Origin of the sequence: Caulobacter sp. S45, assembly GCF_903642205.1 — a bacterium.
Taxonomy (GTDB): domain Bacteria; phylum Pseudomonadota; class Alphaproteobacteria; order Caulobacterales; family Caulobacteraceae; genus CAHJWH01.
In genome coordinates this window covers 1-26135 of record NZ_CAHJWH010000026.1, presented here as the reverse complement: position 1 = coordinate 26135, position 26135 = coordinate 1, and the positions used below count along the sequence as shown (strand labels likewise).

Annotated in this window: 25 protein-coding genes and 1 pseudogene; 10 read left to right on the top strand and 16 right to left on the bottom strand. The window is 68.5% G+C overall.

Translation table 11 applies throughout. The features are described from left to right. Positions 1 to 128 precede the first annotated feature (128 nt). Entirely contained in the window at positions 129 to 935 is an 807-nt protein-coding gene (locus HUV06_RS04805) for an exodeoxyribonuclease III (RefSeq protein WP_174300139.1), read from the top strand. A 141-nt stretch (positions 936 to 1076) separates the two neighbouring features. Here HUV06_RS04805 and HUV06_RS04800 read toward each other — a convergent pair whose 3' ends face one another. Beyond that, entirely contained in the window at positions 1077 to 1763 is a 687-nt protein-coding gene (locus HUV06_RS04800; RefSeq protein WP_174300138.1) for a response regulator transcription factor, read from the bottom strand. Between the two features lie 56 nt (positions 1764 to 1819). Here HUV06_RS04800 and HUV06_RS04795 point away from each other — a divergent pair, with 56 nt between their 5' ends. Further along, positions 1820 to 2377 (top strand): L,D-transpeptidase, encoded by a 558-nt coding sequence (locus tag HUV06_RS04795; RefSeq protein ID WP_217433635.1) that lies wholly within the window; start codon positions 1820 to 1822, stop codon positions 2375 to 2377. Here HUV06_RS04795 and HUV06_RS04790 read toward each other — a convergent pair. Together HUV06_RS04790 and HUV06_RS04785 are read right to left on the bottom strand one after the other, a co-directional pair. Then, the gene (locus HUV06_RS04790) at positions 2322 to 2957 is read right to left on the bottom strand and encodes a carbonic anhydrase (RefSeq protein WP_174300137.1); all 636 of its coding nucleotides are present in this window, start codon (positions 2955 to 2957) and stop codon (positions 2322 to 2324) included. The two genes, HUV06_RS04795 and HUV06_RS04790, sit on opposite strands and share 56 nt — an antisense overlap. 10 nt (positions 2958 to 2967) lie before the next feature. Beyond that, entirely contained in the window at positions 2968 to 3651 is a 684-nt protein-coding gene (locus HUV06_RS04785; protein WP_174300136.1) for a fumarylacetoacetate hydrolase family protein, read from the bottom strand. Positions 3652 to 3775: 124 nt separating this feature from the next. Here HUV06_RS04785 and HUV06_RS04780 point away from each other — a divergent pair, with 124 nt between their 5' ends. Together HUV06_RS04780 and HUV06_RS04775 are read left to right on the top strand one after the other, a co-directional pair. After that, positions 3776 to 4684, top strand: a complete 909-nt coding sequence (locus tag HUV06_RS04780; RefSeq protein WP_174300135.1) for an ABC transporter ATP-binding protein — start codon at positions 3776 to 3778, stop codon at positions 4682 to 4684. 4 nt (positions 4685 to 4688) lie between these two features. Continuing rightward, complete coding sequence (locus HUV06_RS04775) at positions 4689 to 8294, top strand: M1 family aminopeptidase (protein WP_174300134.1); 3606 nt, start codon at positions 4689 to 4691, stop codon at positions 8292 to 8294. A 52-nt stretch (positions 8295 to 8346) separates the two neighbouring features. Here the strand turns inward: HUV06_RS04775 and HUV06_RS04770 are convergent, their stop codons facing one another. Next, the gene (locus HUV06_RS04770; RefSeq protein ID WP_174300133.1) at positions 8347 to 8718 is read right to left on the bottom strand and encodes a cupin domain-containing protein; all 372 of its coding nucleotides are present in this window, start codon (positions 8716 to 8718) and stop codon (positions 8347 to 8349) included. Positions 8719 to 8862: 144 nt separating this feature from the next. Between HUV06_RS04770 and tldD the strand changes: the two genes are divergently transcribed. Then, on the top strand, positions 8863 to 10296 hold the full coding sequence (tldD, locus tag HUV06_RS04765) for a metalloprotease TldD (RefSeq protein WP_174300132.1): 1434 nt from the start codon (positions 8863 to 8865) through the stop codon (positions 10294 to 10296). A 54-nt stretch (positions 10297 to 10350) separates the two neighbouring features. Here the strand turns inward: tldD and HUV06_RS04760 are convergent, their stop codons facing one another. The 7 genes from HUV06_RS04760 to HUV06_RS04730 form a co-directional block, all read right to left on the bottom strand. Continuing rightward, positions 10351 to 11634: an HlyC/CorC family transporter gene (locus HUV06_RS04760; RefSeq protein WP_174300131.1), complete on the bottom strand. Its 1284-nt coding sequence runs from the start codon at positions 11632 to 11634 to the stop codon at positions 10351 to 10353. Between the two features lie 106 nt (positions 11635 to 11740). Beyond that, the gene (locus tag HUV06_RS04755) at positions 11741 to 12847 is read right to left on the bottom strand and encodes an aromatic ring-hydroxylating dioxygenase subunit alpha (protein ID WP_174300130.1); all 1107 of its coding nucleotides are present in this window, start codon (positions 12845 to 12847) and stop codon (positions 11741 to 11743) included. A gap of 51 nt (positions 12848 to 12898) precedes the next feature. Then, on the bottom strand, positions 12899 to 13339 hold the full coding sequence (locus HUV06_RS04750) for a hypothetical protein (protein ID WP_174300129.1): 441 nt from the start codon (positions 13337 to 13339) through the stop codon (positions 12899 to 12901). A 136-nt stretch (positions 13340 to 13475) separates the two neighbouring features. Further along, positions 13476 to 14507, bottom strand: a complete 1032-nt coding sequence (pseG, locus tag HUV06_RS04745; protein WP_174300128.1) for a UDP-2,4-diacetamido-2,4,6-trideoxy-beta-L-altropyranose hydrolase — start codon at positions 14505 to 14507, stop codon at positions 13476 to 13478. A gap of 5 nt (positions 14508 to 14512) precedes the next feature. Next, positions 14513 to 15712: a glycosyltransferase family 87 protein gene (locus HUV06_RS04740; protein ID WP_174300127.1), complete on the bottom strand. Its 1200-nt coding sequence runs from the start codon at positions 15710 to 15712 to the stop codon at positions 14513 to 14515. Further along, a complete protein-coding gene (locus tag HUV06_RS04735) occupies positions 15709 to 16917 on the bottom strand; it encodes a hypothetical protein (protein WP_174300126.1) in 1209 nt (402 codons plus the stop codon). Before HUV06_RS04735 ends, HUV06_RS04740 begins: the two co-directional genes overlap by 4 nt. Further along, positions 16902 to 17579, bottom strand: a complete 678-nt coding sequence (locus tag HUV06_RS04730; RefSeq protein WP_174300125.1) for a hypothetical protein — start codon at positions 17577 to 17579, stop codon at positions 16902 to 16904. The genes HUV06_RS04735 and HUV06_RS04730 overlap by 16 nt, the downstream gene beginning before the upstream one ends. 251 nt (positions 17580 to 17830) lie before the next feature. Here HUV06_RS04730 and HUV06_RS04725 point away from each other — a divergent pair, with 251 nt between their 5' ends. Together HUV06_RS04725 and HUV06_RS04720 are read left to right on the top strand one after the other, a co-directional pair. Beyond that, positions 17831 to 18265 carry a GtrA family protein gene (locus HUV06_RS04725; RefSeq protein ID WP_174300124.1) on the top strand — a complete coding sequence of 145 codons (435 nt, stop codon included), beginning with the start codon at positions 17831 to 17833 and terminating at the stop codon, positions 18263 to 18265. After that, entirely contained in the window at positions 18262 to 19797 is a 1536-nt protein-coding gene (locus tag HUV06_RS04720; protein ID WP_174300123.1) for an NAD(P)/FAD-dependent oxidoreductase, read from the top strand. The genes HUV06_RS04725 and HUV06_RS04720 overlap by 4 nt, the downstream gene beginning before the upstream one ends. A gap of 85 nt (positions 19798 to 19882) precedes the next feature. On the opposite strand, the gene HUV06_RS04715 is transcribed toward HUV06_RS04720, so the two are convergent. Next, complete coding sequence (locus HUV06_RS04715; protein WP_174300122.1) at positions 19883 to 20392, bottom strand: DUF4142 domain-containing protein; 510 nt, start codon at positions 20390 to 20392, stop codon at positions 19883 to 19885. A gap of 250 nt (positions 20393 to 20642) precedes the next feature. After that, positions 20643 to 21626 (bottom strand): ferritin-like domain-containing protein, encoded by a 984-nt coding sequence (locus HUV06_RS04710; RefSeq protein WP_174300121.1) that lies wholly within the window; start codon positions 21624 to 21626, stop codon positions 20643 to 20645. Positions 21627 to 22064: 438 nt separating this feature from the next. Here HUV06_RS04710 and HUV06_RS04705 point away from each other — a divergent pair, with 438 nt between their 5' ends. Beyond that, positions 22065 to 23309: an Nramp family divalent metal transporter gene (locus HUV06_RS04705; RefSeq protein ID WP_217433634.1), complete on the top strand. Its 1245-nt coding sequence runs from the start codon at positions 22065 to 22067 to the stop codon at positions 23307 to 23309. Here the strand turns inward: HUV06_RS04705 and HUV06_RS04700 are convergent. The 3 genes from HUV06_RS04700 to thiS form a co-directional block, all read right to left on the bottom strand. Further along, positions 23250 to 24056: a helix-turn-helix domain-containing protein gene (locus HUV06_RS04700; protein WP_174300119.1), complete on the bottom strand. Its 807-nt coding sequence runs from the start codon at positions 24054 to 24056 to the stop codon at positions 23250 to 23252. The two genes, HUV06_RS04705 and HUV06_RS04700, sit on opposite strands and share 60 nt — an antisense overlap. A 116-nt stretch (positions 24057 to 24172) precedes the next feature. After that, a complete protein-coding gene (locus HUV06_RS04695; protein WP_174300118.1) occupies positions 24173 to 25006 on the bottom strand; it encodes a thiazole synthase in 834 nt (277 codons plus the stop codon). Between the two features lies 1 nt (position 25007). Further along, positions 25008 to 25208 carry a sulfur carrier protein ThiS gene (thiS, locus tag HUV06_RS04690; RefSeq protein WP_174300117.1) on the bottom strand — a complete coding sequence of 67 codons (201 nt, stop codon included), beginning with the start codon at positions 25206 to 25208 and terminating at the stop codon, positions 25008 to 25010. A gap of 87 nt (positions 25209 to 25295) precedes the next feature. Here thiS and aroQ point away from each other — a divergent pair, with 87 nt between their 5' ends. Next, the gene (aroQ, locus tag HUV06_RS04685; RefSeq protein ID WP_174300116.1) at positions 25296 to 25751 is read left to right on the top strand and encodes a type II 3-dehydroquinate dehydratase; all 456 of its coding nucleotides are present in this window, start codon (positions 25296 to 25298) and stop codon (positions 25749 to 25751) included. A gap of 9 nt (positions 25752 to 25760) precedes the next feature. After that, positions 25761 to 26135: pseudogene (locus HUV06_RS16190) on the top strand (hypothetical protein); the annotation flags it as partial.

Here is a 26135-nt window from a genome sequence, read left to right as displayed (position 1 = left end):
CCCGGCTCGGATCGGACCATCCCCTCCCGGTCCGGGCGGTGCACTGCAAGCCCGGCCGTTCCCCCACGGCCGGGCTTCATCTTTTCCCCGCAGGCTTCTAGATCCCGCGCCGAGGGTTGGAGCGACGCATGCGCCTGAGGGTGGCGACGTGGAACATCAACTCCGTACGGCTACGTCACGAGCAGGTGGCCCGCTTCGTGGCCGAGAGCGGGACAGACGTTCTTTGCCTGCAGGAGATAAAGTGTCGAGAGGGCGAGTTCCCCCGGCAGGCCTTCGCCGACATGGGCCTGATGCACCTGAAGATCGCCGGGCAGAAGGGCTGGCATGGCGTGGCCATCGCTTCGCGCCTGCCGATCAAGGACGCGCCGGGGCTGGCGGTCTGCCGCGAGGGACACGCCCGCTGCGTCTCGGGCGTGATCGCCGGCGTGGAGGTGCAGAACTTCTACATCCCCGCGGGCGGCGACACTCCGGACCGCGCGCTGAACCCCAAGTTCGACCACAAGCTGGACTTCTACGAGCGCCTGACCGCCCTGATGGCGCCGCGCGACCCGTCCGCGCCGCTGCTGCTGGCCGGCGACTTCAACATCGCCCCAGGGGAGCACGACGTCTGGAGCCACCGCCAGATGTCGCGCATCGTCAGCCACACGCCGATCGAGGTGGCGGCGATGGCGGAGCTGAAGGCCTCGCTCGGCTTCACCGACCTGGTGCGCGAGGCGGTTCCGGACCCGCAGAAGCTGTTCAGCTGGTGGAGCTACCGGGCGGCGAACTTCCGGGCGTCGAACCGGGGCTTGCGGCTGGATCACCTGTGGGCGTCGCCGGGACTGATGGGAGCGGCGCGTGGGGACGGGCGGGTGTCGGCGCAGGTGCATGACCGGGTGCGCGAATGGGAGCGGCCGTCGGACCACACGCCGGTGACGGTGGACCTGCAGGTGTGAGGGCCTGCGAGCCCCCTCCGTCGGCTTCGCCGCCACCTCCCCCAGAGGGGGAGGATCGAAGGGCGCCGCGCTCAGATGCTCCCTCCTTGGGGGAGCTGTCACGCGGCACGCGTGACTGAGGGGGCCTGCAGCCCACGCCCTTCACAACGCCAGCCGATATCCCCCCGCATCGGTCAGCAGCAGCCGCGCCGATCCCGGCTCCGGCTCGATCTTCTGGCGCAGGCGGTAGATGTGGGTCTCCAGCGTGTGGGTGGTGACCTCGGCGTTGTAGCCCCAGACCTGGGTCAGCAGCTCCTCCCGCGGCACAGGCTTCTCGCCGGCGCGATAGAGGTATTTCAGGATGTTGGTCTCCTTCTCCGTCAGGCGAATCTTGCGCTGGCGCTCGTCGGTCAGGAGCTTCTGTGACGGGCGGAAGGTGTAGGGACCGATGTGGAAGACGGCGTGCTCGGACTGCTCGTGGCTGCGCAGCTGCGCGCGGATGCGGGCCAGCAGCACGGCATAGCGGAACGGTTTGGTGACGTAGTCGTCGGCGCCGGCGTCCAGTCCCTGGACCGCATCGGCGTCCTCGGCGGCGGCGGTGAGCATGATGATCGGCGCGGTCACCCCGTCGCGGCGAAGCTCCGCGCAGGCCTGGCGGCCATCGAGATCGGGCAGGTCGACGTCCATCAGGATCAGGTCTGGGCGGTTCGCCTGGGCGCTCGCTATGCCGGAACGAGCGGTGTCGGCCTGCAGCGTGGTGAGCTCGTCCTCCTCGTCGATCTGCTCGGCCAGGGCGCCGCGGAGGTCCTCGTCGTCGTCGACGATCAGGATGGTTTTCTGCTGGGCCATGAAGCTGCATATGGCCCACGCGCAGACGTTGCGCAAAGCGGGGGGAGGTGCGCCACTTGATCTTCACAGCCTGCAGCGACGGCCGGATGCAGCTCGGGGGTCGGGAGGTCGCCTGCGCGCTCGGGCGCACCGGCGTGATCGCGGCTTCGGACAAGCGGGAAGGCGACGGGGCGACGCCGCTGGGGGCCTGGCGTCTGCGGCGTGTGCTCTATCGCGCCGACTGGGTGGGCGCGCCGGTCACCGCCCTGCCCTGCGCAGCCATCGCCAGGGATGACGGCTGGTGCGACGCGCCCTATGACCGCGCCTACAACCGGCAGGTCAGGCTGCCCTATCCCGCCAGCCATGAGCGCATGTGGCGGGAGGACCGGCTGTACGACCTGGTCTGCGTGCTCGGCCACAACGACGATCCGCCGGTCCCCGGCCTGGGATCGGCCATCTTCCTGCACGTCGCCCGGCCGGACTACGGGCCGACCGAAGGCTGCGTCGCCCTGGCGAGGGCGGACCTGCAGGGGCTGCTGGCCATGGCCGGCGCGGGCGACCTGTTGCGGGTGGCGCAGGCTATCGCGCCGGAAGAGACGAGTGGGACCCATCCACCCTCGCCCCCAGATCGGTGACCAGACCGTCGGCCAGGGAATAGCACCAGCCGTGCACGGTCAGATCGGCGCCCGCCGCCCAGGCGTCGACCACGAAGGGGTTAGTGGAGACGTTCTCGACCTGCGCCAGCACGTTCAGCTCGCAGAGCCGGTCCAGCCGCGCCGTATCGTCCGCAAGCACCGCCAGTTCCGCCGCCCTGGCCTGGGCCAGCGCCCGGATCGGCGAGAGCCAATGGTCGATGAGACCGAGCCTCAGGTTCTCGAACGCGGCGCGCACCCCGCCGCAGCCGTAGTGGCCGACCACCAGGATGTGGCGCACCTTCAGCACCTGGACCGCATACTGCAGCACCGACAGGAAGTTGGCGTCCTGGGGCGGAGCCAGGTTGGCGATGTTACGGTGCACAAATATTTCGCCCGGATCGAGCCCCACGATCTCGTTGGCCGGCACGCGGCTGTCGGAACAGCCGATCCACAGGTAGGGCGGGCTCTGCTGGGCCACTAGGCGCTTGAAGAAGCCGGGATCGATGGCGGTCCTGGCCTCGGCCCAGGCGCGGTTGCGGGCCAGCAGGTCGGGGATGTCGGGGTGGCGCGTCTCGCACATGGACGACACCTCAGGCGACGGTGAAGGCGACCGAGCCGACGCCCTCGATCTCGCCCTCCACAAAATCGCCGCGCGCCAGCGCGCCGACGCCCTCGGGCGTGCCGGTGAAGATCAGGTCGCCCGCCTCCAGCCGCCAGAGCCTGGACACCTCGGCGATGATCTCCTCCACGCTCCAGATCATGTCGCCCAGCCGTCCGTCCTGGCGCACCTGGCCGTTGACGCTGAGGCGGATGGCGCCGGCGGGCGCCTCGCCCGTCGCCGGGCGGATAGCGCCCACGGGGGCCGAGGCGTCGAAGGCCTTGGCGCTGTCCCAGGGCTGGCCGGCCTTCTTGGCCGCAGTCTGCAGGTCGCGGCGGGTCAGGTCGACGCCGGCCGCATAGCCGTAGACCAGCTCCAGCGCCTCCGAAGGCGCTACGTCTGCGCCCCCCGCCTTCAGCGCCACGACCAGCTCCATCTCGTGGTGGAAGTCCGAGGTGCCCGGCGGATAGGTCACAGCGCCGCCCGGCGCCACCACCGCATCCGCAGGCTTGGTGAAGAACAAGGGTGGCTGGTCCTTCGTGTCGCCCCCCATCTCCCTGACGTGTGCGCCGTAGTTGCGGCCCACGCAGAAAACACGCCGGACGGGGAAGACGGCGTCCGACCCTTGGATCGGCAAGGTTGTGGGGGCGAGCGGAGATACGGCGAAGCGGGTCATTACGGAGCAGACTACCGCGTCCGGTCCCGGCTTTCCACCGATCGCGACATGCCGGATTACCGGTCTTTCACTTGCGCCGTCAGGCTTGGCCATGCAGCGTCGCGCACGGCGAGGGAACCGCGCAATGCTCCAGATCGACGACCTGACCCACGTCTATCCGAACGGCGTGCGGGCGCTGGACGGGGTGACGCTGCAAGCGCCGCGGGGCATGTTCGGCCTGCTCGGCCCCAACGGCGCCGGCAAGTCCACCCTGATGCGCTGCATCGCGACCCTGCAGACGCCGAGCTCCGGCCACATCCGCTTCGACGACATCGACGTGCTGAAGACGCCCGAGCGGCTGCGCGCGACCCTGGGCTACCTGCCCCAGGATTTCGGCGTCTACCCGCGCGTGTCCGCCCTCGACATGCTGGACCACATGGCGGTGCTGAAGGGCCTCGCCGATACCAAAGCGCGCCGTGCCGAGGTCGAGCGGCTGCTGGAACAGGTCAACCTCTACGGGGTGCGCAAGAAGGCGCTGGCGGGCTTTTCGGGAGGCATGCGCCAGCGCTTCGGCATCGCCCAGGCCCTGCTCGGCGGTCCCAGCTTGATCATCGTGGACGAACCCACCGCAGGCCTGGACCCTGAGGAGCGCAACCGCTTCCTGAACCTGCTGGCCGAGATCGGCGAGAACGTGGTCGTGCTGCTCTCCACCCACATCGTTGAGGACGTGTCGGACCTCTGCCAGGCCATGGCCATCATCGCGGGGGGGCGCATCGTGCGGCAGGGCGCGCCCGCCGCCCTGATGGCCGAGTTGGACGGCCGCATCTGGACCAAGACGGTGGACAAGGCCGACATCCCCGCGCTCCGCGACCGCTACGAGCTGATCTCCACACGGCTGGCCGGCGGCCGCACGGTGGTGCATGTGCTGAGCCCGGGCGATCCCGGTGACGGCTTTGCACATCATCGAGGCGGACTGGAGGACGTCTACTTCTCCAGCCTCCACACCGCACGCCAAGCGTCTTCGCAGCAGGCGTCTTCGCAGCAGGCGTCCTGAGCCGATGTTCGCCGCCGTCGCGGGCTTCGAGCTCCGCTACCAGCTGAAGAGTCCCATCTTCTGGGTCGCGGGGTTGCTGTTCTTCCTGCTGACCTTCGGCTCGGTGGCCAGCGACACCATCCAGCTCGGCTCCACCGCCAACGTGCACGTGAACTCGCCGAGCGCCATCGCCGTCACGCAGCTCATCTTCAGCCTGTTCTTCATGTTCGTCTCCACCGCGTTCGTCGCCAACGTGGTGGTGAGGGACGACGACACCGGCTACGGCCCGATCCTGCGCGCCACCCGGCTCGGCAAGTTCGACTATCTCTACGGCCGCTTCCTGGGGGCCTTCATCGCGGCGGCGCTGTGCTTCCTGTTCATTCCGCTGGCCATGATCGTGGGCTCGGCCATGCCCTGGGTGGATGCGGAGAAGCTCGGGCCGCTGCGGCTGGACGCCTACGCCTACACCTATGTGGCGCTGGCGCTGCCGACCCTGTTCCTGGTCTGCGCCGCCTTCTTCGCCCTGGCCACCGCAACCCGGTCGCTGATGGCGACCTATGTGGGCGTCGTCGCCTTCATGATCGTCTACCTGGTGGCCGTCGCGCTTGCGGCCAAGCCGCAGTTCCGCACCTTGATGGCCTATGTGGAGCCGTTCGGCACAGCCGCCTTCGGCAATGCGACGCGTTACTGGACCGCCACCGAGCGCAACACCCAGCTCGTGCCCTTCGCCGGCGCGCTACTGTGGAACCGCCTGATCTGGACCGGCGCGGGCGTGGTGGCGCTCGCCGCCGCCTACGCCCTGTTCCGCTTCGAGGCGCCGGTCGGCAAGGTGAAGAAGCGGGAGGCCGAACGGCGCGACGCGCTGGACTCCGCCGCCGAGACCGGCCGCCCGGCGCCACGACGGACGGCGCCGACCCCGCCCGCGCCGCGATGTACATCGAACGCCGCCGCCCGGAGCCAGCTCCTCGCCCGCACACGGCTGGACATGGGCCAGGTGTTCAAGAGCCCGGCCTTCTTCGTCCTGCTGGCGCTGGGTGTGTTCAACAGCGGCGCAGGGCTGTGGTTCACCACCACCGACAGCATCTACGGCGATGATATCTTCCCCGTCGCCAGAGTGCTGATCCAGGTCCTGCGGGGCAGCTTCACCTTCATCCCGCTGGTGGTGGCCATCTACTATGCGGGCGAACTGGTCTGGCGCGAGCGCGACCGCAATACCGACGTGCTGGTGGACGCCACGCCGACGCCGGACTGGGTGTTCGCCGCGCCCAAGATCGTAGCCATCATCGGCGTGCTGTTCGCCATGCTGGCGGTCAGCATCCTCGCCGCCATCGTGGTCCAGCTCATCCGCGGCTTCCCGCACTTCGAGCTTGGCAAGTACGTCGGCTGGTATCTGCTGCCCGAGACCGTCAACGTCGCCTTGATCGCGGTGCTGGCCGTGTTCCTGCAGACGCTCAGCCCCCACAAGTTCGTCGGCTGGGGGCTGATGGTGGTGTTCATCATCTCGACCATCGTGCTCCCCAAAATGGGTTTCGAGCACAACCTCTACATCTACGGTGGCTCGCCCGACGTGCCCCTGTCGGACATGAACGACCAGGGCATGGCCGGGCTCGCCCGGACCTGGTTCCTGACCTACTGGAGCCTGATCGCGCTCGGCCTCTGCGTCCTGTCGGCGGCGCTCTGGCGTCGCGGGGCTGACGCCAGCCTGCGCCCGCGCCTGCGCCGCCTGCCCCGCCGGCTGGCGGGACCGGCGGGCGTCGTGCTCGCCATCTCCCTGCTGGGCGCGGTGAGTGTCGGCGGCTTCATCTACCTCAACACCAACGTCTGGAACCCCTACCGCACCGCACTCGGGGACGAGCGCTTCCTCGCCGACTACGAGAAGGCGCTGCTGCCTTACGAGACCGTGGCCCAACCCAAGGTCACCGACGTGAAGCTGATGGTGGACCTGTACCCCGACGGTCCCTACGCGATCAGCCGCGGCGTCTATGTCTTCCAGAACAAGACATCCGCGCCGATCCGCACCCTGCACGTGCGCTTCGAGCGCGACCTGACCGTCCAAGCCCTGTCGGTGGAGGGCGCGCGGCCGCTCCGAACCTACGACCGCTTCAACTACCGCATCTTCGCCTTCGACACACCGCTGCTGCCGGGCGAGAAACGCTCGCTCTCCTTCACCGCCCGGCGGAGCCAGCATGGGTTCAGGAACGGCGGAAACACCACGCGCATCGTCCGCAACGGCAGCTTCCTCGACAGCTTCGAGGTCGCGCCCATCATCGGCATGGACCGCGCCATGCTGCTGAAGGACCGGGCCAAGCGGCGCAAATACCACCTGTCCCCCGACCTGCGCCCGCCCAAGCTCGAGGACGACGGCGCGCGCAGGTTCAACGGCATCACCCACGGGGCGGACTGGGTGAACAGCGACATCACCGTGTCCACCGTCGCCGACCAGACGCCCATGGCCCCCGGCTACCGGATCGCAGACCGCGTCGCCAACGGCCGCCACGTCGCCGAGTTCAGGACCGAGGCCCCGATCCTAGACTTCTTCTCCATCCAGTCCGCCAGGTACGCGGTCAAGACGGTCCCTTACAAAGGCGTCGACCTGTCCGTCTACTACGACCCCCAGCACCCCTGGAACGTCGACCGGATGATCAAGGCGCTGGAGGTCGGCCTCGACTACGACCAGGCCAACTTCAGCCCCTACCAGTTTCGCCAGATGCGTATCCTGGAGTTCCCGGATTACGCCCAGTTCGCCCAGTCCTTCGCCAACACCATCCCCTATTCGGAAGGCATCGGCTTCCTGGTGGACACCCGCGACAAGGCAAAGATCGACATGGTGACCTACGTCACCGCCCACGAGCTCGGCCACCAGTGGTGGGCGCACCAGGTCATCGCAGCCGACATGCAAGGCGGCTCGATGCTGGTGGAGACCTTCGCCCAATACAGCGCGCTCATGGCCATGAAGCACCTCTACGGCCCCGACCAGATACGCAAGTTCCTGAAGTTCGAGCTGGACAGCTACCTGCGCTCCCGCGGGGCTGAGGCGGTGGAGGAGCTGCCGCTGGAGCGGGTGGAGGACCAGGGCTACATCCACTACCGCAAGGGCTCGCTGGTCATGTACCGGCTGCAGGACGAGGTGGGCGAAGCCGCCGTCAACCGGGCGCTCCGCCGCCTGATCCACACTTACGCCTTCAAGGGCGCGCCCTACCCCGCGTCCAAGGATTTCATCGCCGACCTCCGGGCCGAGGTCGGGCCGGACAAGCAGCAGCTGATCACCGATCTGTTTGAGAAGATCACGCTCTACGACCTGCGCGCCGTCCACGCCTCGTCCAACAAGCGTATTGACGGTCGCTATGACGTCACCCTGCAGGTCTCGGCCAAGAAGCTCTACGCCAACGGTCAGGGCAAGGAGGCCGAGGCGCCGCTGAACGAGCCCTTCGACATCGCCCTATTCGCCCGCGAGCCGGGAAAGGCCGACTTCGGGCCCAAGGACGTCATCCTGTTCAAGCACCTGGCGGTGCACAGCGGCAAGCAGAGCTTCACCTTCACCGTCGACCGCCTGCCGAAGTTCGCCGGCGTAGACCCCTACAACAAGGCCATCGACAGGAACTCGGACGACAACACGATCCCGGTCAGCTGATCAACGGATCAGCCGGAGCCGCCCGCTCGCGGGCGGCTCCGAACGATGGATCTCAGTCCTTCTCGGCTTCTTCGGCTTCGGCCTTGGTCTTATGCGACACACCGGGATCTTCGGCAGGTGGGGAGTAGACGGTGAAGAGCTTGAGCGGCTCAGCCCCCTTGTTGATGATGTTGTGCTTGGCGCCCTTGGGGATCACGATCATGTGGTTCGGGCCCACCTTGGTGCTGTGGCCGTCGATCACCGCCGAGCCTTCGCCGGAGACGAAGAAGGTGGTCTGGTCGGCGTCGTGGGTCTCTTCGCCGATGTCGTCGCCCGCCTCGATGTTCATCATGACGATCTGGCAGTTGTCGTCGAGATAGACTTCCTTCTGGTAGAACTTGTTCCTCGTCGTCGTATCGATCATGTCTTTGTTGAAGATGGCCATGCTCGGCTCCCTGCTGCGCCGCCAATGAACCGTCCGAGGGAGCTTAGGTTCAGGACGGGGTGCAAAGATCGTGAAGCTGGAGGCAAGTTCTACGGCGCCAAACGGGCTCTTGCCTCACATCGCCGTAACCGCAATCTATCGGACATGAACGCGCTCTCCCCCACGCCTTCCATCCTCGAGACCTCCGAGGTCGACACCGCCGACGCGCTCGCCATCCTGCAATCCGCCCTGCACGGCGCCGACGACGGGGAGCTGTTCCTGGAACGCTCCGAGAGCGAGATGCTGGTGTTCGACGACGGCCGGCTGAAGTCGGCCACCTATGACGCGACCGAGGGCTTCGGCTTGCGCGTCGTGGCGGGAGAGAAGGCCGGCTACGCCCATTCCAGCGAGATCAGCGCCGCCGCCATCCGCCGCTCGGCCGACGCCGCCGCCCATGTCCGCGAGGGCTACGAAGGCCAGGCCGCCGACGCGCCGCGCCAGACCAACACCAAGCTGTACGGGGAGGACGATCCCCTCGCCCACCCCGTGTTCGGCGACAAGGCGGCCTTGCTGCAGGAGATCGACGCCTTCGCCCGGGCCCGCGACCCGCGCATCGTCCAGGTCAGCGCCTCGATCGCCGGCGAGCGGCGGGTGGTGGAAATCCTGCGCGCCGACGGCCGGCTTCTCCGCGATGTGCGCCCACTGGTGCGCGTCAACGTCTCGGTGACGGTGGAGCGTGACGGCCGGCGCGAGAACGGCAGCTCCGGCGCCGGCGGCCGCAACAGCTTCCACACCTGGGTCGCGCCCGAGCACTGGCAGGCCCAGGTGGACGAGGCGCTGCGCCAGGCCCTGGTGAACCTTGACGCCGTCGCCTGCCCCGCCGGCGAGATGGACGTGGTGCTGGGCCCCGGCTGGAACGGCGTGCTGCTGCACGAGGCTGTGGGCCACGGCCTGGAAGGCGACTTCAACCGCAAGGGCATCAGCGCCTTCTCCGGCCGCATCGGCGAGCGCGTGGCTGCGCCGGGCGTCACCGTCATCGATGACGGGACAGAGCCGGGCCGCCGCGGCTCGCTCACCATCGACGACGAGGGCACGCCCACCGAGCGCACCGTGCTGATCGAGGACGGCGTGCTGGTGGGCTACATGCACGACCGCATGAGCGCGCGCCTGATGGGCATGGCCCCCACCGGCAATGCGCGCCGACAGTCCTACGCCCACATGCCGATGCCGCGCATGACCAACACCGCCATGCTCGGCGGCGGCCACAGCCAGGCGGAGATGATCGCCTCCACCCGGCGCGGCCTCTACTGCGCCAACTTCGGCGGCGGTCAGGTGGACATCACCAACGGCAAGTTCGTCTTCCAGTGCACCGAGGCCTATCTGATCGAGGACGGCAGGATCACCGCACCCGTGAAGGGCGCCACCCTGATCGGCGACGGCCCCACCGTCCTCACCAAGGTTCAGATGATCGGCGACGACTTCGCCTACGACCCCGGCATTGGCGTGTGCGGCAAGTCCGGCCAGGGCGTGCCGGTGGGCGTCGGCCAGCCCTCGATGAAGCTCGGCGGCCTGACAGTGGGCGGCACCGCGATCGGGTGACCGCGCGCGCTCTGCCGGAGCGGCCGCGCGGGACTCAAAATCTGGCGTCCGCCCTTAGCTCACCGCCTCCGCCAGAGGCGGGCTGACCCGCAAGGCGGTGATCTGGTTCCGCTGGCGTCTCAGCACCTGGAACCTGTGCCCGTGGAAGATGAAGGTCTGGCCCGGCTCCGGTATCATCTGGGCGTCGTGGATGACCAGGCCCGCCACGGTCACCCACTCGTCGTCGGGCAGCTTCCAGTCGAAGGCGCGGTTCAGGTCGCGGATCGCAACTGATCCATCCACGTTCACCGAGCCGTCGGGCTGGCGGCGGACGCCTTCCACCGTGTCGTCGTGCTCGTCCTCGATCTCGCCGACGATCTCCTCCAGGATGTCCTCCAGCGTCACCAGGCCGCGCAGCGCCCCATACTCGTCCACGATCAGGGCGAAGTGGTTGCGCTGCTTGAGGAAGGCCTGGAGCTGGTCCTTCAGGTTGGTGGTGTCAGGGATGAACCAGGGCTCGTTGGCGACCTGCGCGATGTCTATGGCGTCGAGGTCGCCTCCCGCCGCCTCCATGGCCCGGGCCAGGTCCTTGGCGTGAAGCACGCCGACGATGTTGTCGGGCTCGCCGCGATAGAGGGGCAGGCGCGTGAAAGGCGCCTCAAGAGCCTGGGCGATCACCTCGCGGGCGGGCTCGGCGGCGTCGAGCAGGGTGATGTTGGTGCGGTGGACCATGACCTGGCCCACGTCCATGCCGGCGAGATCCAGCACGCCGCCGAGCATGCGGCGGTCGCCGCTCTCCACCAGGCCCTCCTCGTGGTGGTACTCGATCGCGCCGCGGATCTCGGCCTGGGCGAAAGCCTCGTCGGCGGCCTCGTCCAGGTCCAGGCCGAACAGGCGGAAGGTGACCTTGATCAGGGACTGCACCGCCGCAATCACCGGCCCAAACACCGCCATGGTCACCTGGACCGGACCCGCCAGGCCGCGGGCCACATCGTCCGGCCGGGCGATGGCGATGGTCTTGGGCAGCACCTCGGCGAAGACAAGCACCAGGAAGGTGACCAAGCCCGTGGCGATGGCCACGCCCCAGGCCCCAGGGATGACGTGGGCCAGGAACTCGGTGACCAGCGAGGAAAGCAGGATGTTCAGCAGGTTGTTGCCGAGCAGCACGCTTCCGATCATCCGCTCCTGGTTCTCGATCAGCAGGTTGACGCGGCCGGCGGCCTTGTCGCCCTCGCGCTCAAGCTGGTGCATGCGGGCGCGGCTGGCGCCGGTCAGCGCGGTCTCGGCGGCGGAGAATAGCGCGGAGACGACCAGCAGGACGACAATCAGCAGGGCGCCGGCGAGGAGCGCGGCGATCATGACCGCCCCCGATCAGCGCTCGCTAAGGTCAGCTTTCGCCTTATCCTGAGGCCGAATGGAACGCCGGCGCTCTCGCTCACGACGGCCTTGAGCCTTTCGCCGCCGCTCAACTGCGCCACCGGAGCGTCGTCGCCTGCACCGGGTTCACGAACGGCCGGCCCTCCGCCCATGACGCCGCCCACTCGCGCTTCAGCGCCTGGTACCACTTGGCCTGGCGGTCGGCGTCGTCGATCCAGAGCAGGGGCGGATCGTAGCGCAGGCCCTCGTTCTGCAGGTTCACCATGTCGCCGTCCTGCTTCAGGAACCGCCGCGCCCCGGCCGCGATCAGGGGCCGCAGCAGCGCGAAAGCCGGGTGGTCGGACCAGATCAGCTGGGTGATGCGGGTCTTGGCCGCCGTCACCGGCGTGAGGCAGGTCAGGGCGAGCACGCTCAGCGCTCCCACCTGCACGTGCTCCCACCGCAAGCCGGGCAGGCGGAAGGTGATCTCGGTCTCGGGCGCCCCGCCCAGCAGGCGGTAGGCCCGGCTGTTCTTGGACGGCGCATGGCGGACCATGGCGAAGCCCAGCTCGCGCGGCTCGAACCGCTTGGCCTTGTCCAGCTGCTTGGCCTGGGAGCGCCACCACCACTGCTGGTGGACATAGGGGCCGTGGGCGGGGTCCATCAGCCCGACGATGGCGTGATCAAGGTGGCTGTCGAAGTCCATCCGCTCCACGATCTTCGGCGCGCCGCCGACCACGCCGGGGAAGACCGGCGGCGGGTCCGTCGGGTCGGCCACTCGTGCATCGGCGGCCATGTGGACGAAGATCAGCCCCTGGCTCTCTCGCACCGGATAGCTGCGCACCCGGATGCGGGAAGGATCCATCTCTTGGCCTTCCGCCAGTGAGGGGATGGCGGCGCAGACCCCGTCGGCGGTGCGGAAGCGCCAGCCATGGTACGGGCAGGCCACCTCGGCCGCGCCGCCCGGTCCTTGCGCGAGCGCGCCGGCCGACAGCGGGGCCGCCCGATGAGGGCAGATGTCGCGGAGCGCAAAGACGCCACCCGTCCGGTCGCGCCCGAGCAGGACGGGCTCGCCGAGCACCTCGTAGCGGCTCATGGCGCCGGGCTTCAACGCCGAGCCCAGCTCCACGAAGTACCAGAGGTCGTAGAGGAAGCCGCGACCGAACGCGGCCCTGCCGTCCGCGCCTGCGCGGGTCCTGATCTCGCCATCGGCCATCAAGTCTGCATAGCAGATATCGCCGCAGGCGACGAACCGGAGGTGGCGGGCTCAGCTACGCGGCCCGAGCCCCTGTCCCGCCGGAGCCGCGCAGCCAGTGTAGCGATGGCCTCCCACCTCGACGGTGGCGGTGAACGGATAGGTCATTCCGGTGGGCGCATCCACGCAGGACTTGGCGACCGCGGTCAGCCTCAGCACGCCCGGAGGCTGGCCTGGGACCGCGGCCAGCGGCCCGCTCCAGGCGGCGCCCGCCTTGCCGTGGTCGGCGAGCCCGGCCTTGACGCTGACCGCGGAGGTCTCTCCCGTGCTGAAGCGCAGCTGATCCCCGCGAACCTGGGCGCTCCACTGCGGCTCGCCGCCGGCGTTGAGCGTCCCGGCCGGCGCGATCGCCGGACCTCTTGGCCGATGGGGACGGCGTCCCCCTCCCTGGCCGCATCCCGTCAGGACGAGCCCTGCGACGAGCAGCAGAAGAGTGGGACGGCGAGAACGCATTGGGGGCTTTCAGATCGGGGTTTGTCTATCTGCGCCCGGCGTGAGGGCGAGGAGCAGGCGGACCCTTAGCGCAATCCTGGGCGACGCCTAGCCCGGGACCCCGCCGGCCGGGCCGCCAAGAATGAGCGCCAAGCCTTCAGCAGCGGATCAGGCGGAGCAGCGCTTCGGCCACCCGGGATGCGCCCCGCCCGTCGCACACGCTCCGGGCGGCGATGTGGAGCGAGGCCCGCACCTCTGGCCGACACAGCCGGTCGAAGGCGCGCGCAAGCCGCCCGTCGAAGTCCACCCCTGCCATCTCGATCCCGAGCAGGACGCCGGCTTCGGCCATTCCGTGGACCATCGGGCGCTGGTTGTCCGCCACGATGACGGCCAGGGTCGGCAGTCCCAGGGCGCAGCGCTCCCAGGTGGCTGAGCCGCCTGCACCGACCGCCACGTCGGCCGCCCGCATCAACGCCGCCACGCCGCGACTGTCCGGGTGCACCACCAGGCCGGGATCGGCTGCGGCCAGGGCCTGCAGCCGAGGCAGGCTCTCCGCATCGGAGGCGAGCGCCACGTCGAAACGGACGTGCGGGGCGCGCGGACGCAACGCCTCCACCGCCCGGGCGGCGATCGCCCCTACGTCGCTGAGGCCGAAGGAGACGAAGGCGCGGCGCACCGGCCCCGCATCCGGCGCCGGCGTCTCCAGGCGCTCGAACTCCGGTCGCAGCAGCGCGTAGGACGGCCCGGTCAGCACCTCGCAGGTCGAGGGCGCGCGTCCGACGTAATCCCCCCCGCAGCGCCCGTACCCTGGATCGACCAGCAGGTCGCAGGCGTAGTCGCGGTTGGCGAGGTCGTCGATCACAGCGATGCGCAACCCTGGATGCATCAGCGGCGCGATGTCCGCGGCGGCCAGGCTGTAGTCGTCCAGAACAAGGAGGTCCGGGGCCAGGGCGCCGAGCACCGCGGCGATCGCTTTCGGCTCACCGGAGCGGGCGAGCGGATGTATGCTCGGCGGCGAGACGGCGAAGCGCTGCAGCAGCCGCTCGCCCCAGGGCGGCGTGGCAAAGGTGCAGCTTAGGCCGTACGCCTCCAGCGCCTGCGCCAGGGCGAGGTCGCGCATGAGGTGGCCGCCGCCGATCGCCGGTCCTGCGGCCGGCGCGAACAGGGCCTGGAGCGGGCGGTCGGCCATCGCGCCTAGGCGGCTGACGGCGTGGCCGCCAGCGGCTGCGGTCGCCCCGCATTCGCCAGCATGGCCAGGCGCACCAGCGCTGCGGCGAGCACCAGCGGGGTGATCGGCGCGTGCAGCCATTCCAGCCCCATCATGGCCACCGGCGCCGCCCAGACCAGCATCGCCAGCGGCGGGCCGACGAAGACCAGCCGGTCGCGGCGCAGCAGCACCAGAGCGGCCACAGCGGCTGGTATCAGGTCGTAGTTGAAGGCCTGGGGGCTGGCCACGAAGGTGGCCAGCATAAGAATGGCGGCGCGCAACTCTAGCGGCCTGTCGCGCCGCCACCAGGCCCAGCCGGTGATCGCCGCCGCCAGCGCGGTGAAGGGCGCCTGCGCCTCCAGCGCCTGGACCATGGGCAGGTGGAAGGTGCGCGCGGACATGTAGGCGGACGGCATCATCCACATGAAAGGCCCGTGGCCCTGCCGCAGCATCAGCCCCTGGGTGGTCAGGGTCGGACCGAAGAAGCCGGCCCAGGGCGCCGGTCCGAAGGCCAGCAGCGACACGCCGAGCACGGCGACGACCATGGCGGCGGCGGCCCACATGGTCCTCCATCGCCGCCCCGCCAGCACGGCCACCGGCAGCAGGACGGCGATCTGCGGCTTGAAGATCAGGAGGCCCAGAAGCGCTCCGGCCAGGGCTGGCCTCCGGTCGATCACGCTCAGGCCGCCGATCAGCAGCGCCGCGGTGAAGGCGCCGTTCTGGCCAAGCCCGATATTGACCGCCTCCGCCGGCGCAAGCATCAGCATGGCCCAGGTCCAGGGATCCCTGGTCCACGCCCGCAGCGCGAAGCCAAGCGCCACCAGTCCCGCCAGGCTCCACAGCACCAGCCCTGCCATGTAGGGCGTGAACCCTAGCGGCAGCACCAGGAACAGGTTGGGCGGAGGATAGGACCAGAAGTGGAACGGCAGGCGCGGATCGAACAGGGCGCGCTCGTGGGCGAGGAACAGGGGCGGATTGAAGACGTCGTTCACCTGTCCCGACAGGACCAGGTGACCTGCGGTCCAGGAATTGATGAAGTCGCGCCCGATGGCGTGGTGGGTCCAGTCCAGGTGGCCCCGCCGGCCGAGGGTGAAGTAGGAGGCCAGGATCGCCCAGGCGACCGCGCTCAGCTCCCACAGCAACAGGGCCTTCCAGGTGCGGCCGAGCCAGCGCCAGAGGCGGGTCAAGCCTTGGCCGCCTTGGGGGAAGCCGCCTTGGGCGGTGCGGCCTTCGCTGGCGGGGCGGGCGCCGGCCCCGCTACCTGGCCAGGCGCCAAGACGCGGTAGACCTGCAGCGGGTCGGTCCTCACCGACAGGGGCTGCAGCCAGCCGGGCGGCTGGCCGGCGTCCAGGCGCTTCTGCAGCGAGGTCTTGGCCATGTCGGCCCGGTCGCCGTGGCCCGCGTGCATCCGGCACTCCACCACGTAGGCAACGCCCGCCTGGCGCGCGAGGTCGGCCGACGCGCCGTCTGCGGGCGCCTTCAGGATGGCGTGGGCGCGCAGTATTCCCCAGCTCATGCGATGATAGGGACCGGCCAGCGCACTGTGGTCGGTGTTGGCCAGCACGAAGGGGCCAAGGTCCACCTCGCCCAATACGGTCCCCGCCGGCTCCGCGTCGTCGAGAGTTTCATAGGCGTTGATGTCGAAGCAGCGATCCACCGGAGCCGGTTTCTTCTTGCTTCCCCTCACCTGGACCGAAGGCTTGGCGTGCGACTTGGACGGCAGCAGCGAGGCGATGCGCACCGCCGTCTGGCTGGCGATGCCCGAGGCGGTCACCGGGCTCGCCACCGCCGCCGCCAGCACCACGGCCAGCCAGTTGCGATAGCCGCTCCAGGCCAGCACCTCTGCAGCCGCAGCCGATACGACGGGCACGCCGAACCATTCCGCGTAGCCGGTCATGCGGATGGCGCCGGCCGCCGCCGCGATCCCCAGCGCCAAGCACAGGCCGTTCAGCCAGTAGGCGAAGTCGCGACGGCTCTCCGCGCGCACGCCCAGCAGCAGCCAGGCCACGCCGCCCAGCGCCCAGGGCGCGATCCGCTCCATCCCGTCGCCAAGGTTGCGCTTCAGCACGACGTTGATCGGCCGCACCTCCTGGACGTAGTTCAGCCAGATGGGGCGGATGCGGGGGTCCACGTCGGCGAAGAAGCCGTGGATGCAGTGCGGGTAGAGCGCCAGGTAGACGCCGCCCGACACAGCGCCCAGCCCCGCCAGCAGACCCAGGCGCACCATCCAGGGAAGTCCGGCGGCGAAGCGCCCCAGCGCAGCCAGGCCCAGCCCCGCCACCAACACGGCGGCGACGAGGTTCCAGGAGAGCATGTCACAAGCCTCCACGCCCCAGCGCCAGGGCGGCGTCTGCATCGCGAAGGCGAGCGCGGTGGTCAGGGCCAGCGCCACGCCATAGGCCTGGGCCGCCCCGCCTGTTCCCGGTAGAAGCCGAATCGCAGGGCGAGCATGCCGCCGATGGCGACGCTGAACACCAGGCTCTCCAGCCCTACCGCCATGCCGATCCCCGTGGCGACGCCGGCGATGGCCGCGCCCTTCACCCGTGACGGCAGCGTGGCGCCGGCGAGCGCCAGGAAGGCGCAGGTCATCTGCACGTCGTGGTGGTCGATGCGCCCCGGCCGGAACTGGACGTAGAGGTAGAGGTCGCTGGCCAGGATCACCGCGCACACGACCACCGCAGCATTGTTCACCACGCCCCTGCCGAGCCTGCGGGCGCTGGTCAGCGCCGCCAGGACGGCGGGGAATATCCACAGCAGGGGCCAGGTGAAGCGGGTGGCGAACTCCGCATCCTCCGCCGACAGGGCGATCCGGAACACGCGATCCAGGCCGGCGATGCCGCCGTCCAGGAGGCGCGACCAGTGCATCCACAGCCCCATGGGCGGCTGGAAGCGGGTGACCAGCTGGTCCCACCAGCTGCGCCCGTCCAGCAGAGCACGAACCGCCACCAGGCGCGTGGCGTCGTCCGTGTCGCCATAGCCGGAGTCCAGGCTGTCCCAGTTGAGCACGCCCAGCCACACGGCCATCGTAGCGGTCACCGCCAGGGCGAGCAGCACCAGCCTCCAGCGCTTACTCAGATCGGGCGACGCGACCAGCAGCCGGCTTGGGTCGAAACTCGACGACGGAGCGCGCGGCCGTGGATCGCTCGCTTTCAGCTTGGCGTAGGTCACGGTCTCGTGTTTACCGGGTCTTGGAGGCTTCTGGGCGAGAGTCCGCGACCCGAGGGTCGGCGACCATACGCCCGGGAGCAGTCGAGGTCTCTTCTATGCCCATTCGCTTTCCGCTTCATACCCCCGCAAAGCGGCTGATGGCCCGCGCCCCGCAAGGGTCCCTGAAGTTCCTGTCCGTGGGCGTGACTGGCTTGGCCGTGCACAGCCTGCTGTTCACCGCCCTCTTCAAAGGCTTGGGGCTGGGTGACACGGGGGCATGGCTGATCGCGCTCGGCGTCGCCACTGGAGTCACCTGGACGCTGAACCGGCGGCTGACCTTTGCGCCCAGCGGCCGCGGCCATCTGGCCGAGGCCATGCGCTACGTGCTTGTGACGGGGGTGTCGCAGGGAATCAGCTATGGTGTCTTCCTTGGCCTGGGGATCGAGGCTCCCCATCTGCCTCGCACCCTGGCCTTGATCGTAGGCGCGGGGGTGGCCACTGTATTCTCCTATACCGGCCAGCGTTTCTTCACCTTCGCGGCGCCGAAGACGATCACCGGCGAGCCCGTCATCTCGGATATCCCGGTCGCATGAGCGCAGACGTCGACGTCCTGATCATCGGCGCAGGCCCAGCCGGCCTCACCGCCGGCTACCTGCTGGCCAGGGCCGGCAAATCGGTCATCGTCATCGAGCGCGACCCCATCTATGTCGGCGGGATCAGCCGCACCGTGCGCTACACGTCGAAGGAGGGAGAGTTCCACTTCGACATCGGCGGCCACCGCTTCTTCTCCAAGGCCAAGGAGGTGGTGGACCTCTGGAATGAGATTCTGCCGGACGACTTCATCGACCGGCCGCGCCTCTCGCGTATCTACTACGGCGGCAAGTACTATGCCTATCCGCTGCGCGCCTTCGAGGCGCTGAAGAACCTCGGCGTCTTCACCAGCAGCCTGTGCATGGCCTCCTACGGCCTGGCCAAGCTGACGCCGATCAAGGATCCCCGAACCTTCCACCAGTGGGTGCGCAACCAGTTTGGGGAGCGCCTTTTCTCGATCTTCTTCAAGACCTATACCGAAAAGGTCTGGGGCATGAGTTGCGACGAGATCAGCTCCGACTGGGCCGCCCAGCGCATCAAGGGCCTCAGCCTTTCGGCCGCCGTCATCGATGGGGTGAAGCGCTCTCTGGGGCTGAACAAGAAGACCCAGGCCGCCGCGCTCGGCCGGCAGGGCGGGGTCAAGACCCTGATCGAGAGCTTCCGCTATCCCCGCCAGGGGCCGGGCATGATGTGGGAGACGGCGGCGAAGAAGATCGAAGCCATGGGCGGCCAGGTCTTCATGGACACCTCGCTTGAACGCCTGCGCTGGAACGCCAAGGGCCGCCACTGGGTGGTGAGCGCCCGCAACGGCGAGGAGGGCGAGGTGTCCGATCTCACCGCCGAGCACGTGATCTCCTCGGCCGCCATCACTGACCTGGTCGGCTCGGTCGACCCGCGCCCGGTCAGCACGCCCCAGGCGGAGGCGCTGCGCTACCGCGACTTCATCACCGTGGCCCTGATCACCCGGATCGAGTCGGCCAAGTCGTTCCCTGACAACTGGATCTACATTCACGACTCCAGCGTAAAGGTCGGCCGCATCCAGAACTTCCTGTCCTGGTCGCCGGAGATGGCGCCGCCAGGCTATGCGTGCCTGGGCCTGGAATACTTCTGCTTCGAGGGCGATGGCCTTTGGACATCGCCGGACGCGGACCTGGTGGAACTGGCCAAGCGCGAGATCGGCCGCATCGGCCTGATCCAGCCCGGCGACGTGGTGGATGCCGCGGTGGTGCGCCAGCCCAAGGCCTACCCCGTCTACGACGACGCCTACCAGGCGAATGTCGAGGCCGTGCGCCAGGAACTGGAGAGCAAATATCCCACGCTTCACCTCGTCGGGCGCAACGGCATGCACAAGTACAACAATCAGGATCACGCCATGATGACCGCCATGCTGACGGCGGAGAACATCCTGGTAGGCTCCCGCAAGTACGACACCTGGCAGGTCAACGAGGACGCCGAATATACGGAGAGCGGCTACTCCGGCGCCGAAACGGCGCTGAAAAGCGAACGGCTGGTGCCCCGAAAGGTGGCGGCCTGACGCTCAGCAAGGGCGGCTGTCAGCACATTGCAGCGGCTATCGCCGAACGCGATAGCCGCTGCAGCGTGACCGGTCTCGGCCGGGTTTACATACCCGAGCCCATGTTCTGCAGCATGGAGATGTGCTCCTGGACGACGGGAACGGTCTTCATCGCCACCATCTTCAGGTGCATGTCGGCGCCATGCTTGGCATAGTTCTGCTGCACCATTAGAGCCTGCTGGTGCGACTGCATCTGCTGCTGGATGTACAGGCTGTCGAACGCGGGGCCTGAGGCGGCCTTGAGCTGCGCCACCATGTCCTGCTGGTCGGGCCGGAGTGCCGGCGGCGGCATCTTCGGAAGCCCGCTCATCTTGGCCGCCGCCATGACCTTCATGGTGCTCTTGGTATGATCGGTGATCATCTTCTGCCCGAAGGCGCGGACCTTGTCGCTCGAGCCCATCTGCGCGGCGAGCCTGCCCTCGGTGATCTCGAACTTGTCGCTCTGGCCGGCGGCGGTGACATAGGCGCCGGGTGATTTCGCCATGTCCGCCATGGCGCTCGGCGTCATGGGCGGGGGAGGTGCGTCCTGGGCCAAGGCGAGACTTGCGGCTGACATACTAAGGGCTGCAGCCAAGCAGGTGAATGCACGACTCATGACGATCTCCCGAAACTCTGATAGCGCCCCAACTACTCAGGTTGGGTGTTGTTCCTTGCCGCTCTATCGCCACGCCGACGACGAGGCCGCGGCGCCGCGGCCTCGTGTCATCTCGCAACCTTGCCTCTTCACGGAGAGGCATCGAGGCGGGCTGTTGCGCGAACAGTCCGCCTGCGACACCCGACCCGACGTTGCGAAGGCGCCTTGAGGATCAGGCGCTCATACGGATGTTCCCGTTCATTCCATTGGGGAAGAACAGCCCGCCTGCGGCCGCGGCCGCCGTGCCGTAGACGATGTTGAGCACCTGGCCCGTCGTCCGGTCATAGGCGATGGTGTTGCTGTCCGCGTCGACGATGTTGGAGATCGTCGAGTTGGCGCCGGCGATGCCCTGGTCGTCGTTGTTGGTGCCGTCGAGCTTTGCGCGCAGGGCCGAGATGGCGGCCGTTGCGGCATAGGGGTCGATGGCGGGAGCAGGTTGCTGCAGTCCCAGGGCGTAGAGGGCGGTGCGCACCAGACCCGCATGGTAGGCCTCAACCGCCAGAATGCCGGCGGCGGCGTCCAGATAGGTCTTTTTGCTGATTAGGGGCGAGGCGCCGTGGTAGGCGGTGACGCCCACGTCCTCGAAGATATAGGCGCCGAGCAGAAAGGCCTCGTCGCTGGCGTAGGGATCGAACGTGCCCGAGGTGATCAGGCCGGCCGCCATGGCGGCGGTGGTGAAAGCGCCGCCTGGCGAGACGTCGATCGCCGGCTGGGCGACCGCGGACGTTCCAAGTGCGCCGCGCAGGAATTTGACGTGGTTGATCTCGTCCTTAACAATCTCGTTCGCGTAGGCGATGACCAGAGGGGAAGTCAAAGCCGCCTTGTGACCTGGAATGACGGCGCCTTGCGTGCCCGTGCCGGTCATGAGGCTGGAGTCGATCGAGGTCCCCGTCGCGGCGTAGCTGTAGAAGTTCGCTTCCAGATATTCGAGGTTCAGGGCGAAGTTCAGGATGTCGGCGTCCGAGGGCGTCGAGCTCTGGGCGGACGCAGTCGAGGTCGAATGGCCGCCGCATGCGGTCAGGACCATCGTGCCCGCAGCCCCCGCGGCCACACCACCGGCCAGCCTGAAGAAGTCCCGCCGCTCCTCACGCCGCTTGGCGCGACGGTCCTTGAGCTCGCTCAGCACGGCGGCGTCGGCGGTCACAGTCACGTCCATCTCTCGCTCCTCATCTGCGCCGGGCGGCGCGTGGTCAACCGGAGAAGATCCGGCGCTCCCGCCAAGCTCGTAAGGGTGTTCCCACGCCCAGGCCGGCACGAAGGCATTTAACACATACTAGCCAGAGCTGTGCAGAAATTACAGCCTGATATATGCCCCTGATACACAACTTTTTCTCGGCTCCAACTACGTCAAGCCTTACTCCTGTCCAGATCTCCTCTTCTCAATAACTCCGCCACTCTAGCTGTTCAGGTTTCTGAACGTAAACAAACCGCGTATTTTGCTTGCAGAAGGAACCCCAAGCCACAACGGTCATTTTCCATGAACGGTCAGTGAGGTGCGATGGCGCATTCGGCCCTTTCGGCGAAGGCGGTTTCGCCGGAGCACCGGCTTGATGAGGTCGAGACCGGCGGCGCTGTTCAGCATACGACAAGCCGCATGCCCGGCTTCGCTCGAAAGCTGCTAGCGTTCGCCGGTCCTGGCTATCTCGTCGCCGTCGGCTACATGGACCCCGGCAACTGGGCGACCGACATCGCCGGGGGCTCCAGGTTCGGCTACGCCCTCCTGCCGGTCATCCTGCTGTCCGGCTTTGCGGCCATGTTCCTGCAGTGGCTTTCCCTGCGCCTGGGGATCGCCAGCGGGCGGGACCTGGCCCAGGCCTGTCGTGAGCGCTTTCCCGCACCCGTGTCGCGGCTGTTGTGGGTCACCTGCGAGATCGCCATTACCGCCTGCGACCTGGCGGAGGTCATCGGTGCGGCGATCGCCCTGAAGCTGCTCTTCGGGCTTCCCTTGGTGGCGGGCGTGGCGATGACGGCGCTCGACACCCTTCTGATCCTGATGCTGCAGCGGCGTGGGATGCGCTATATCGAGGCGTTCGTCATCGCCTTGATGGCGGTGATCGGGGCCTGCTTCGCCTACGAGATGGTGTGCTGCCGTCCAGGCTTCTGGGTGGTGGCGAGCGGGCTCATTCCTCCGGCCAGGATGCTGCGCGACCCGTCGGCCCTGTACATCTCGCTCGGGATCTTTGGGGCGACGGTGATGCCCCATAACCTCTACCTGCACAGTTCGATCTCCAGGGACCGCAGCGCCTTGCTGTCCATGCACGGCAAGAAGGACGCCGTGCGGTTCTCGACCATCGACTGCCTGGCCGCACTGACCGTGGCTCTGCTCATCAACGGAGCGATCCTGATCCTGGCCGGCTCGGCCTTTCACCGCGCCGGGCATGCCGCCGTCGAGGATATCCAGGACGCCTATCGGCTGCTCAGCCCCACCTTCGGAGCGCCCCTGGCGGCGACGCTCTTCGCCGTCGCGCTGCTCGCAGCGGGACAGAACTCGACCCTGACCGGAACCATGGCGGGCCAGGTGGTCATGGAGGGCTTTCTCACTTTGAAGATGTCGCCAGCCCTGCGCAGGCTCCTGACCCGCTGCCTGGCGATCCTGCCCGCGCTGGTGGCGACGGAGTTGGCCGGAGAGCATGGAGCCGCCCAACTCCTCGTCTTCAGCCAAGTGGTGCTAAGTCTGCAGCTCGGCTTCGCGGTGGTCCCGCTGATGATGTTCACCAGCGACCGGCGCCTAATGGGAGCGTTCGTGAACGGCCCGCTGACAAGGGTGACGGGCTACGGCCTAGCGGCCCTGATTGTGGTGGTGAACCTCTGGCTCGTGTTGCAGGCCCTTCACGGATGAGCTGTCCAGCATCATGGCCTTCGGGTCGCTGACGGCGAATTGCGCCAGGGCCGCCATCCTGTCCGGCTGCAGCAGACGCACCACCTCGCCCTCGACGACGAACAGACCATCCGCGGTCATGCGCTGCAGGGTGTGGTTGGTATGGGCGACGCTGAACCCCAGGGTCTGGGCCAGCACCCGCTGCCCGATCGGCAAGGGGAAGACGTCATCCCTCGCCAACCCCACGCGTCCCAGCCGTGCGTGCAGCTCGAGCAACAGGTGCGCCAGGCCCGCATAGGCGTCCCGGGCGCCCAGCCGCACGATGTGATCCACGAGCAGGTGGTGGGCATGATCCTCGGCCCGACGGGCGGCCTTGACGATCTCGGGATAGGCGAAGCGTCCGTCGGGTCCGGCCGCGAGCAGCCCCTCCACGGAGACCGTGCTCAGGCGCGTCAGCGCGCTCAGCCGCCAGAAGGCATATTCCGGCCTTCGCCAGAAGGAGCCGATCACATCGCCCGGCAACAGGAAGCCGAAGATCTGACGTCGCCGGCTTTCATGGGGGCGCATGTAGCAGGCCCAGCCCGAGGTCACGATCCGAGGCGCGCCGGCGAGCTGGGGCGTGATGTCCAGCCCGCGGCTGTGGGACACCGGCTCGCCTGCCGAGACGTCCAGCAGGGCCAGGCTCTTGGCGAAGGGCGCATCGAACTCAGAAAGACGGCGGCCGAAATGGTGAAGGATCGTACGCGGATTGGGCGGCGCGTCGAGCACTCTCGCACCCCTCCTCTTCATCACTAAAACGAGCTACGGCGTACGCTCCCTACCGGATGCATGAAGGTGACCAGCCCACATCGGCCCGACCTGATCGGAGGCGCCTTCGGCAGCTCTCAGATCAGCCCCGCCAGCGGAGACGACGGGTCGGCGTAGCGCTTCATGGGCATGCGCCCGGCCAGGTAGGCTTCCCGGCCGGCGATGACGGCGTGCTTCATGGCGCGCCCCATGCGGATCGGGTCCTTGGCCTCGGCGATGGCGGTGTTGGTCAGCACCGCGTCACAGCCGAGTTCCATGGCCACCGTAGCGTCGGAGGCGGTGCCGACGCCCGCATCCACGAGCACCGGAACGCCGGCCTGCTCCACGATCAGGCGGATGTTCACTCGGTTCTGGATGCCGAGCCCCGAGCCGATGGGGGCCGCCGCCGGCATGATGGCCGCGGCGCCCGCATCCTGCAGCTTCTGGGCGTAGACCACGTCGTCGGTGCAGTAGACCATGACCTGGAAGCCGTCCGCGACCAGCAGCTTCAAGGCCCGCAGCGTCTCCTCCATGTCGGGATAGAGGTGGCGGGTCTGGGACAGCACCTCCAGCTTCACCAGCTCCCAGCCGCCGGCCTCCCGCGCCAGGCGCAGCGTCCGCACCGCGTCCTCGCCGGTGAAGCAGCCGGCGGTGTTGGGCAGGTAGGTGAAGCGTTCCGGCTTGACGAAGTCGGCCAGCATGGGCTGGGAGGGATCGGACAGGTTCACCCGGCGCAGCGCCACGGTGACGATCTCCGCACCCGCGGCCTCGGCGGCGGCGGCGTTGGTGGCGTAGTCCTTGTACTTGCCGGTGCCCACGATCAGGCGCGAGCGGAAGCTGCGGCCGGCGACGGTCCAGACGTCCTCCGCCTCGGGGGCGAGGCCTTGCCCCGGTCGGCTAAGGCCCGACTGAATAAGGACGGGCGCGTTCATGTCAGCCGCCTCCGATGAAGTGGACGATCTCGATGCGATCGCCGTCGCTCAGGCCGGTGGCCAGATACAGCGAACGCGGCACGATCTCCAGGTTGCGCTCCACCGCGACCGTGCGGGTATCCAGCCCCAGGGCCTCGACCAGGGCCGCCACGGTGGAGGCGCGCTCGAACTCGCGCGGCTCTCCGTTCAGCACCAGTCTCAAGTGCAGCGCCTCCGGACCCCGCGCCGAGCTTGTGACCGGCAGGCACGCTCTGTACAAGCCCTGCCTTCGGCTCAGCGGCGCGGTGGCATGCCCAAACCCGTCTTCGTGCTCAACGGCCCCAACCTGAACCTATTGGGTGTCCGCGAGCCTCACATCTATGGGACCACGACGCTGGATCAAGTGAAGTCGGCCTGCGAGGCGCGGGCTGCGGCGCTCGGGCTGACCACGGACTTCCGGCAGACCAACCACGAAGGCGTGCTCGTGGACTGGATACAGGAGGCCCGCACGGAGGCAGCGGCCATCATCATCAACCCGGGGGCCTACTCCCACACCTCCATCGCCCTGCTCGACGCGCTGAAGGCCTGCGAGCTGCCCGTGATCGAAGTCCACCTGTCCAACCCCGCGGCGCGGGAGAGCTTTCGCCGCCGCAGCTACGTATCTTTAGCCGCCACCGGCGTGATCGCCGGCTTCGGCGTCCAGGGCTACGACCTCGCCCTGGACGCCGCGGCCCGGCTGGTCCCCGCGCGGCCTGCCGGAACCTGAAGGACTGCCATGGCCCTGCCCGATCTACCCCCCATCCCCGATACTCCCGAGGCCGAATACGTGGCCTCGGCCGATCCTTACGAGCTCGATCACGAGCCGGCCGCCGTGGACGCCGATCCGGCTGAGCCCCCACCGGAGAGGGCGCCTGGGGGCGACCGGGAGCCGCCGGCCCGGGCCGAGGCGCCCGACGCCATCGACACCGGCCTGGTGCGCCGCCTCGCAGACATCCTCAAGGACACCGACCTGAGCGAGATCGAGGTGGAGAAGGGCGACCTGAAGATCCGCGTCGCCCGCCAGGCCGCCGTCGCCGCGGCCCCGACCGTGATCGCCGCGGGCCCGATGATCGCGCCGCCCGCCATGATCGCGGCCTCGGCGGGTGCGCCC

Coding starts and splice junctions, on each gene's coding strand:
- aroQ (WP_174300116.1), top strand. CDS start 25,296: ATGCCCAAACCCGTCTTCGTGCTCAACGGCCCCAACCTGAACCTATTG.
- HUV06_RS04775 (WP_174300134.1), top strand. CDS start 4,689: ATGTTCGCCGCCGTCGCGGGCTTCGAGCTCCGCTACCAGCTGAAGAGT.
- HUV06_RS04800 (WP_174300138.1), bottom strand. CDS start 1,763: ATGGCCCAGCAGAAAACCATCCTGATCGTCGACGACGACGAGGACCTC.
- HUV06_RS04755 (WP_174300130.1), bottom strand. CDS start 12,847: ATGGCCGATGGCGAGATCAGGACCCGCGCAGGCGCGGACGGCAGGGCC.
- HUV06_RS04720 (WP_174300123.1), top strand. CDS start 18,262: ATGAGCGCAGACGTCGACGTCCTGATCATCGGCGCAGGCCCAGCCGGC.
- HUV06_RS04805 (WP_174300139.1), top strand. CDS start 129: ATGCGCCTGAGGGTGGCGACGTGGAACATCAACTCCGTACGGCTACGT.
- pseG (WP_174300128.1), bottom strand. CDS start 14,507: ATGGCCGACCGCCCGCTCCAGGCCCTGTTCGCGCCGGCCGCAGGACCG.
- HUV06_RS04750 (WP_174300129.1), bottom strand. CDS start 13,339: ATGCGTTCTCGCCGTCCCACTCTTCTGCTGCTCGTCGCAGGGCTCGTC.
- HUV06_RS04785 (WP_174300136.1), bottom strand. CDS start 3,651: ATGACCCGCTTCGCCGTATCTCCGCTCGCCCCCACAACCTTGCCGATC.
- HUV06_RS04760 (WP_174300131.1), bottom strand. CDS start 11,634: ATGATCGCCGCGCTCCTCGCCGGCGCCCTGCTGATTGTCGTCCTGCTG.
- HUV06_RS04725 (WP_174300124.1), top strand. CDS start 17,831: ATGGCCCGCGCCCCGCAAGGGTCCCTGAAGTTCCTGTCCGTGGGCGTG.
- HUV06_RS04715 (WP_174300122.1), bottom strand. CDS start 20,392: ATGTCAGCCGCAAGTCTCGCCTTGGCCCAGGACGCACCTCCCCCGCCC.
- HUV06_RS04770 (WP_174300133.1), bottom strand. CDS start 8,718: ATGGCCATCTTCAACAAAGACATGATCGATACGACGACGAGGAACAAG.
- tldD (WP_174300132.1), top strand. CDS start 8,863: ATGAACGCGCTCTCCCCCACGCCTTCCATCCTCGAGACCTCCGAGGTC.
- HUV06_RS04790 (WP_174300137.1), bottom strand. CDS start 2,957: ATGTGCGAGACGCGCCACCCCGACATCCCCGACCTGCTGGCCCGCAAC.
- HUV06_RS04705 (WP_217433634.1), top strand. CDS start 22,065: ATGCCCGGCTTCGCTCGAAAGCTGCTAGCGTTCGCCGGTCCTGGCTAT.
- HUV06_RS04780 (WP_174300135.1), top strand. CDS start 3,776: ATGCTCCAGATCGACGACCTGACCCACGTCTATCCGAACGGCGTGCGG.
- HUV06_RS04695 (WP_174300118.1), bottom strand. CDS start 25,006: ATGAACGCGCCCGTCCTTATTCAGTCGGGCCTTAGCCGACCGGGGCAA.
- HUV06_RS04710 (WP_174300121.1), bottom strand. CDS start 21,626: ATGGACGTGACTGTGACCGCCGACGCCGCCGTGCTGAGCGAGCTCAAG.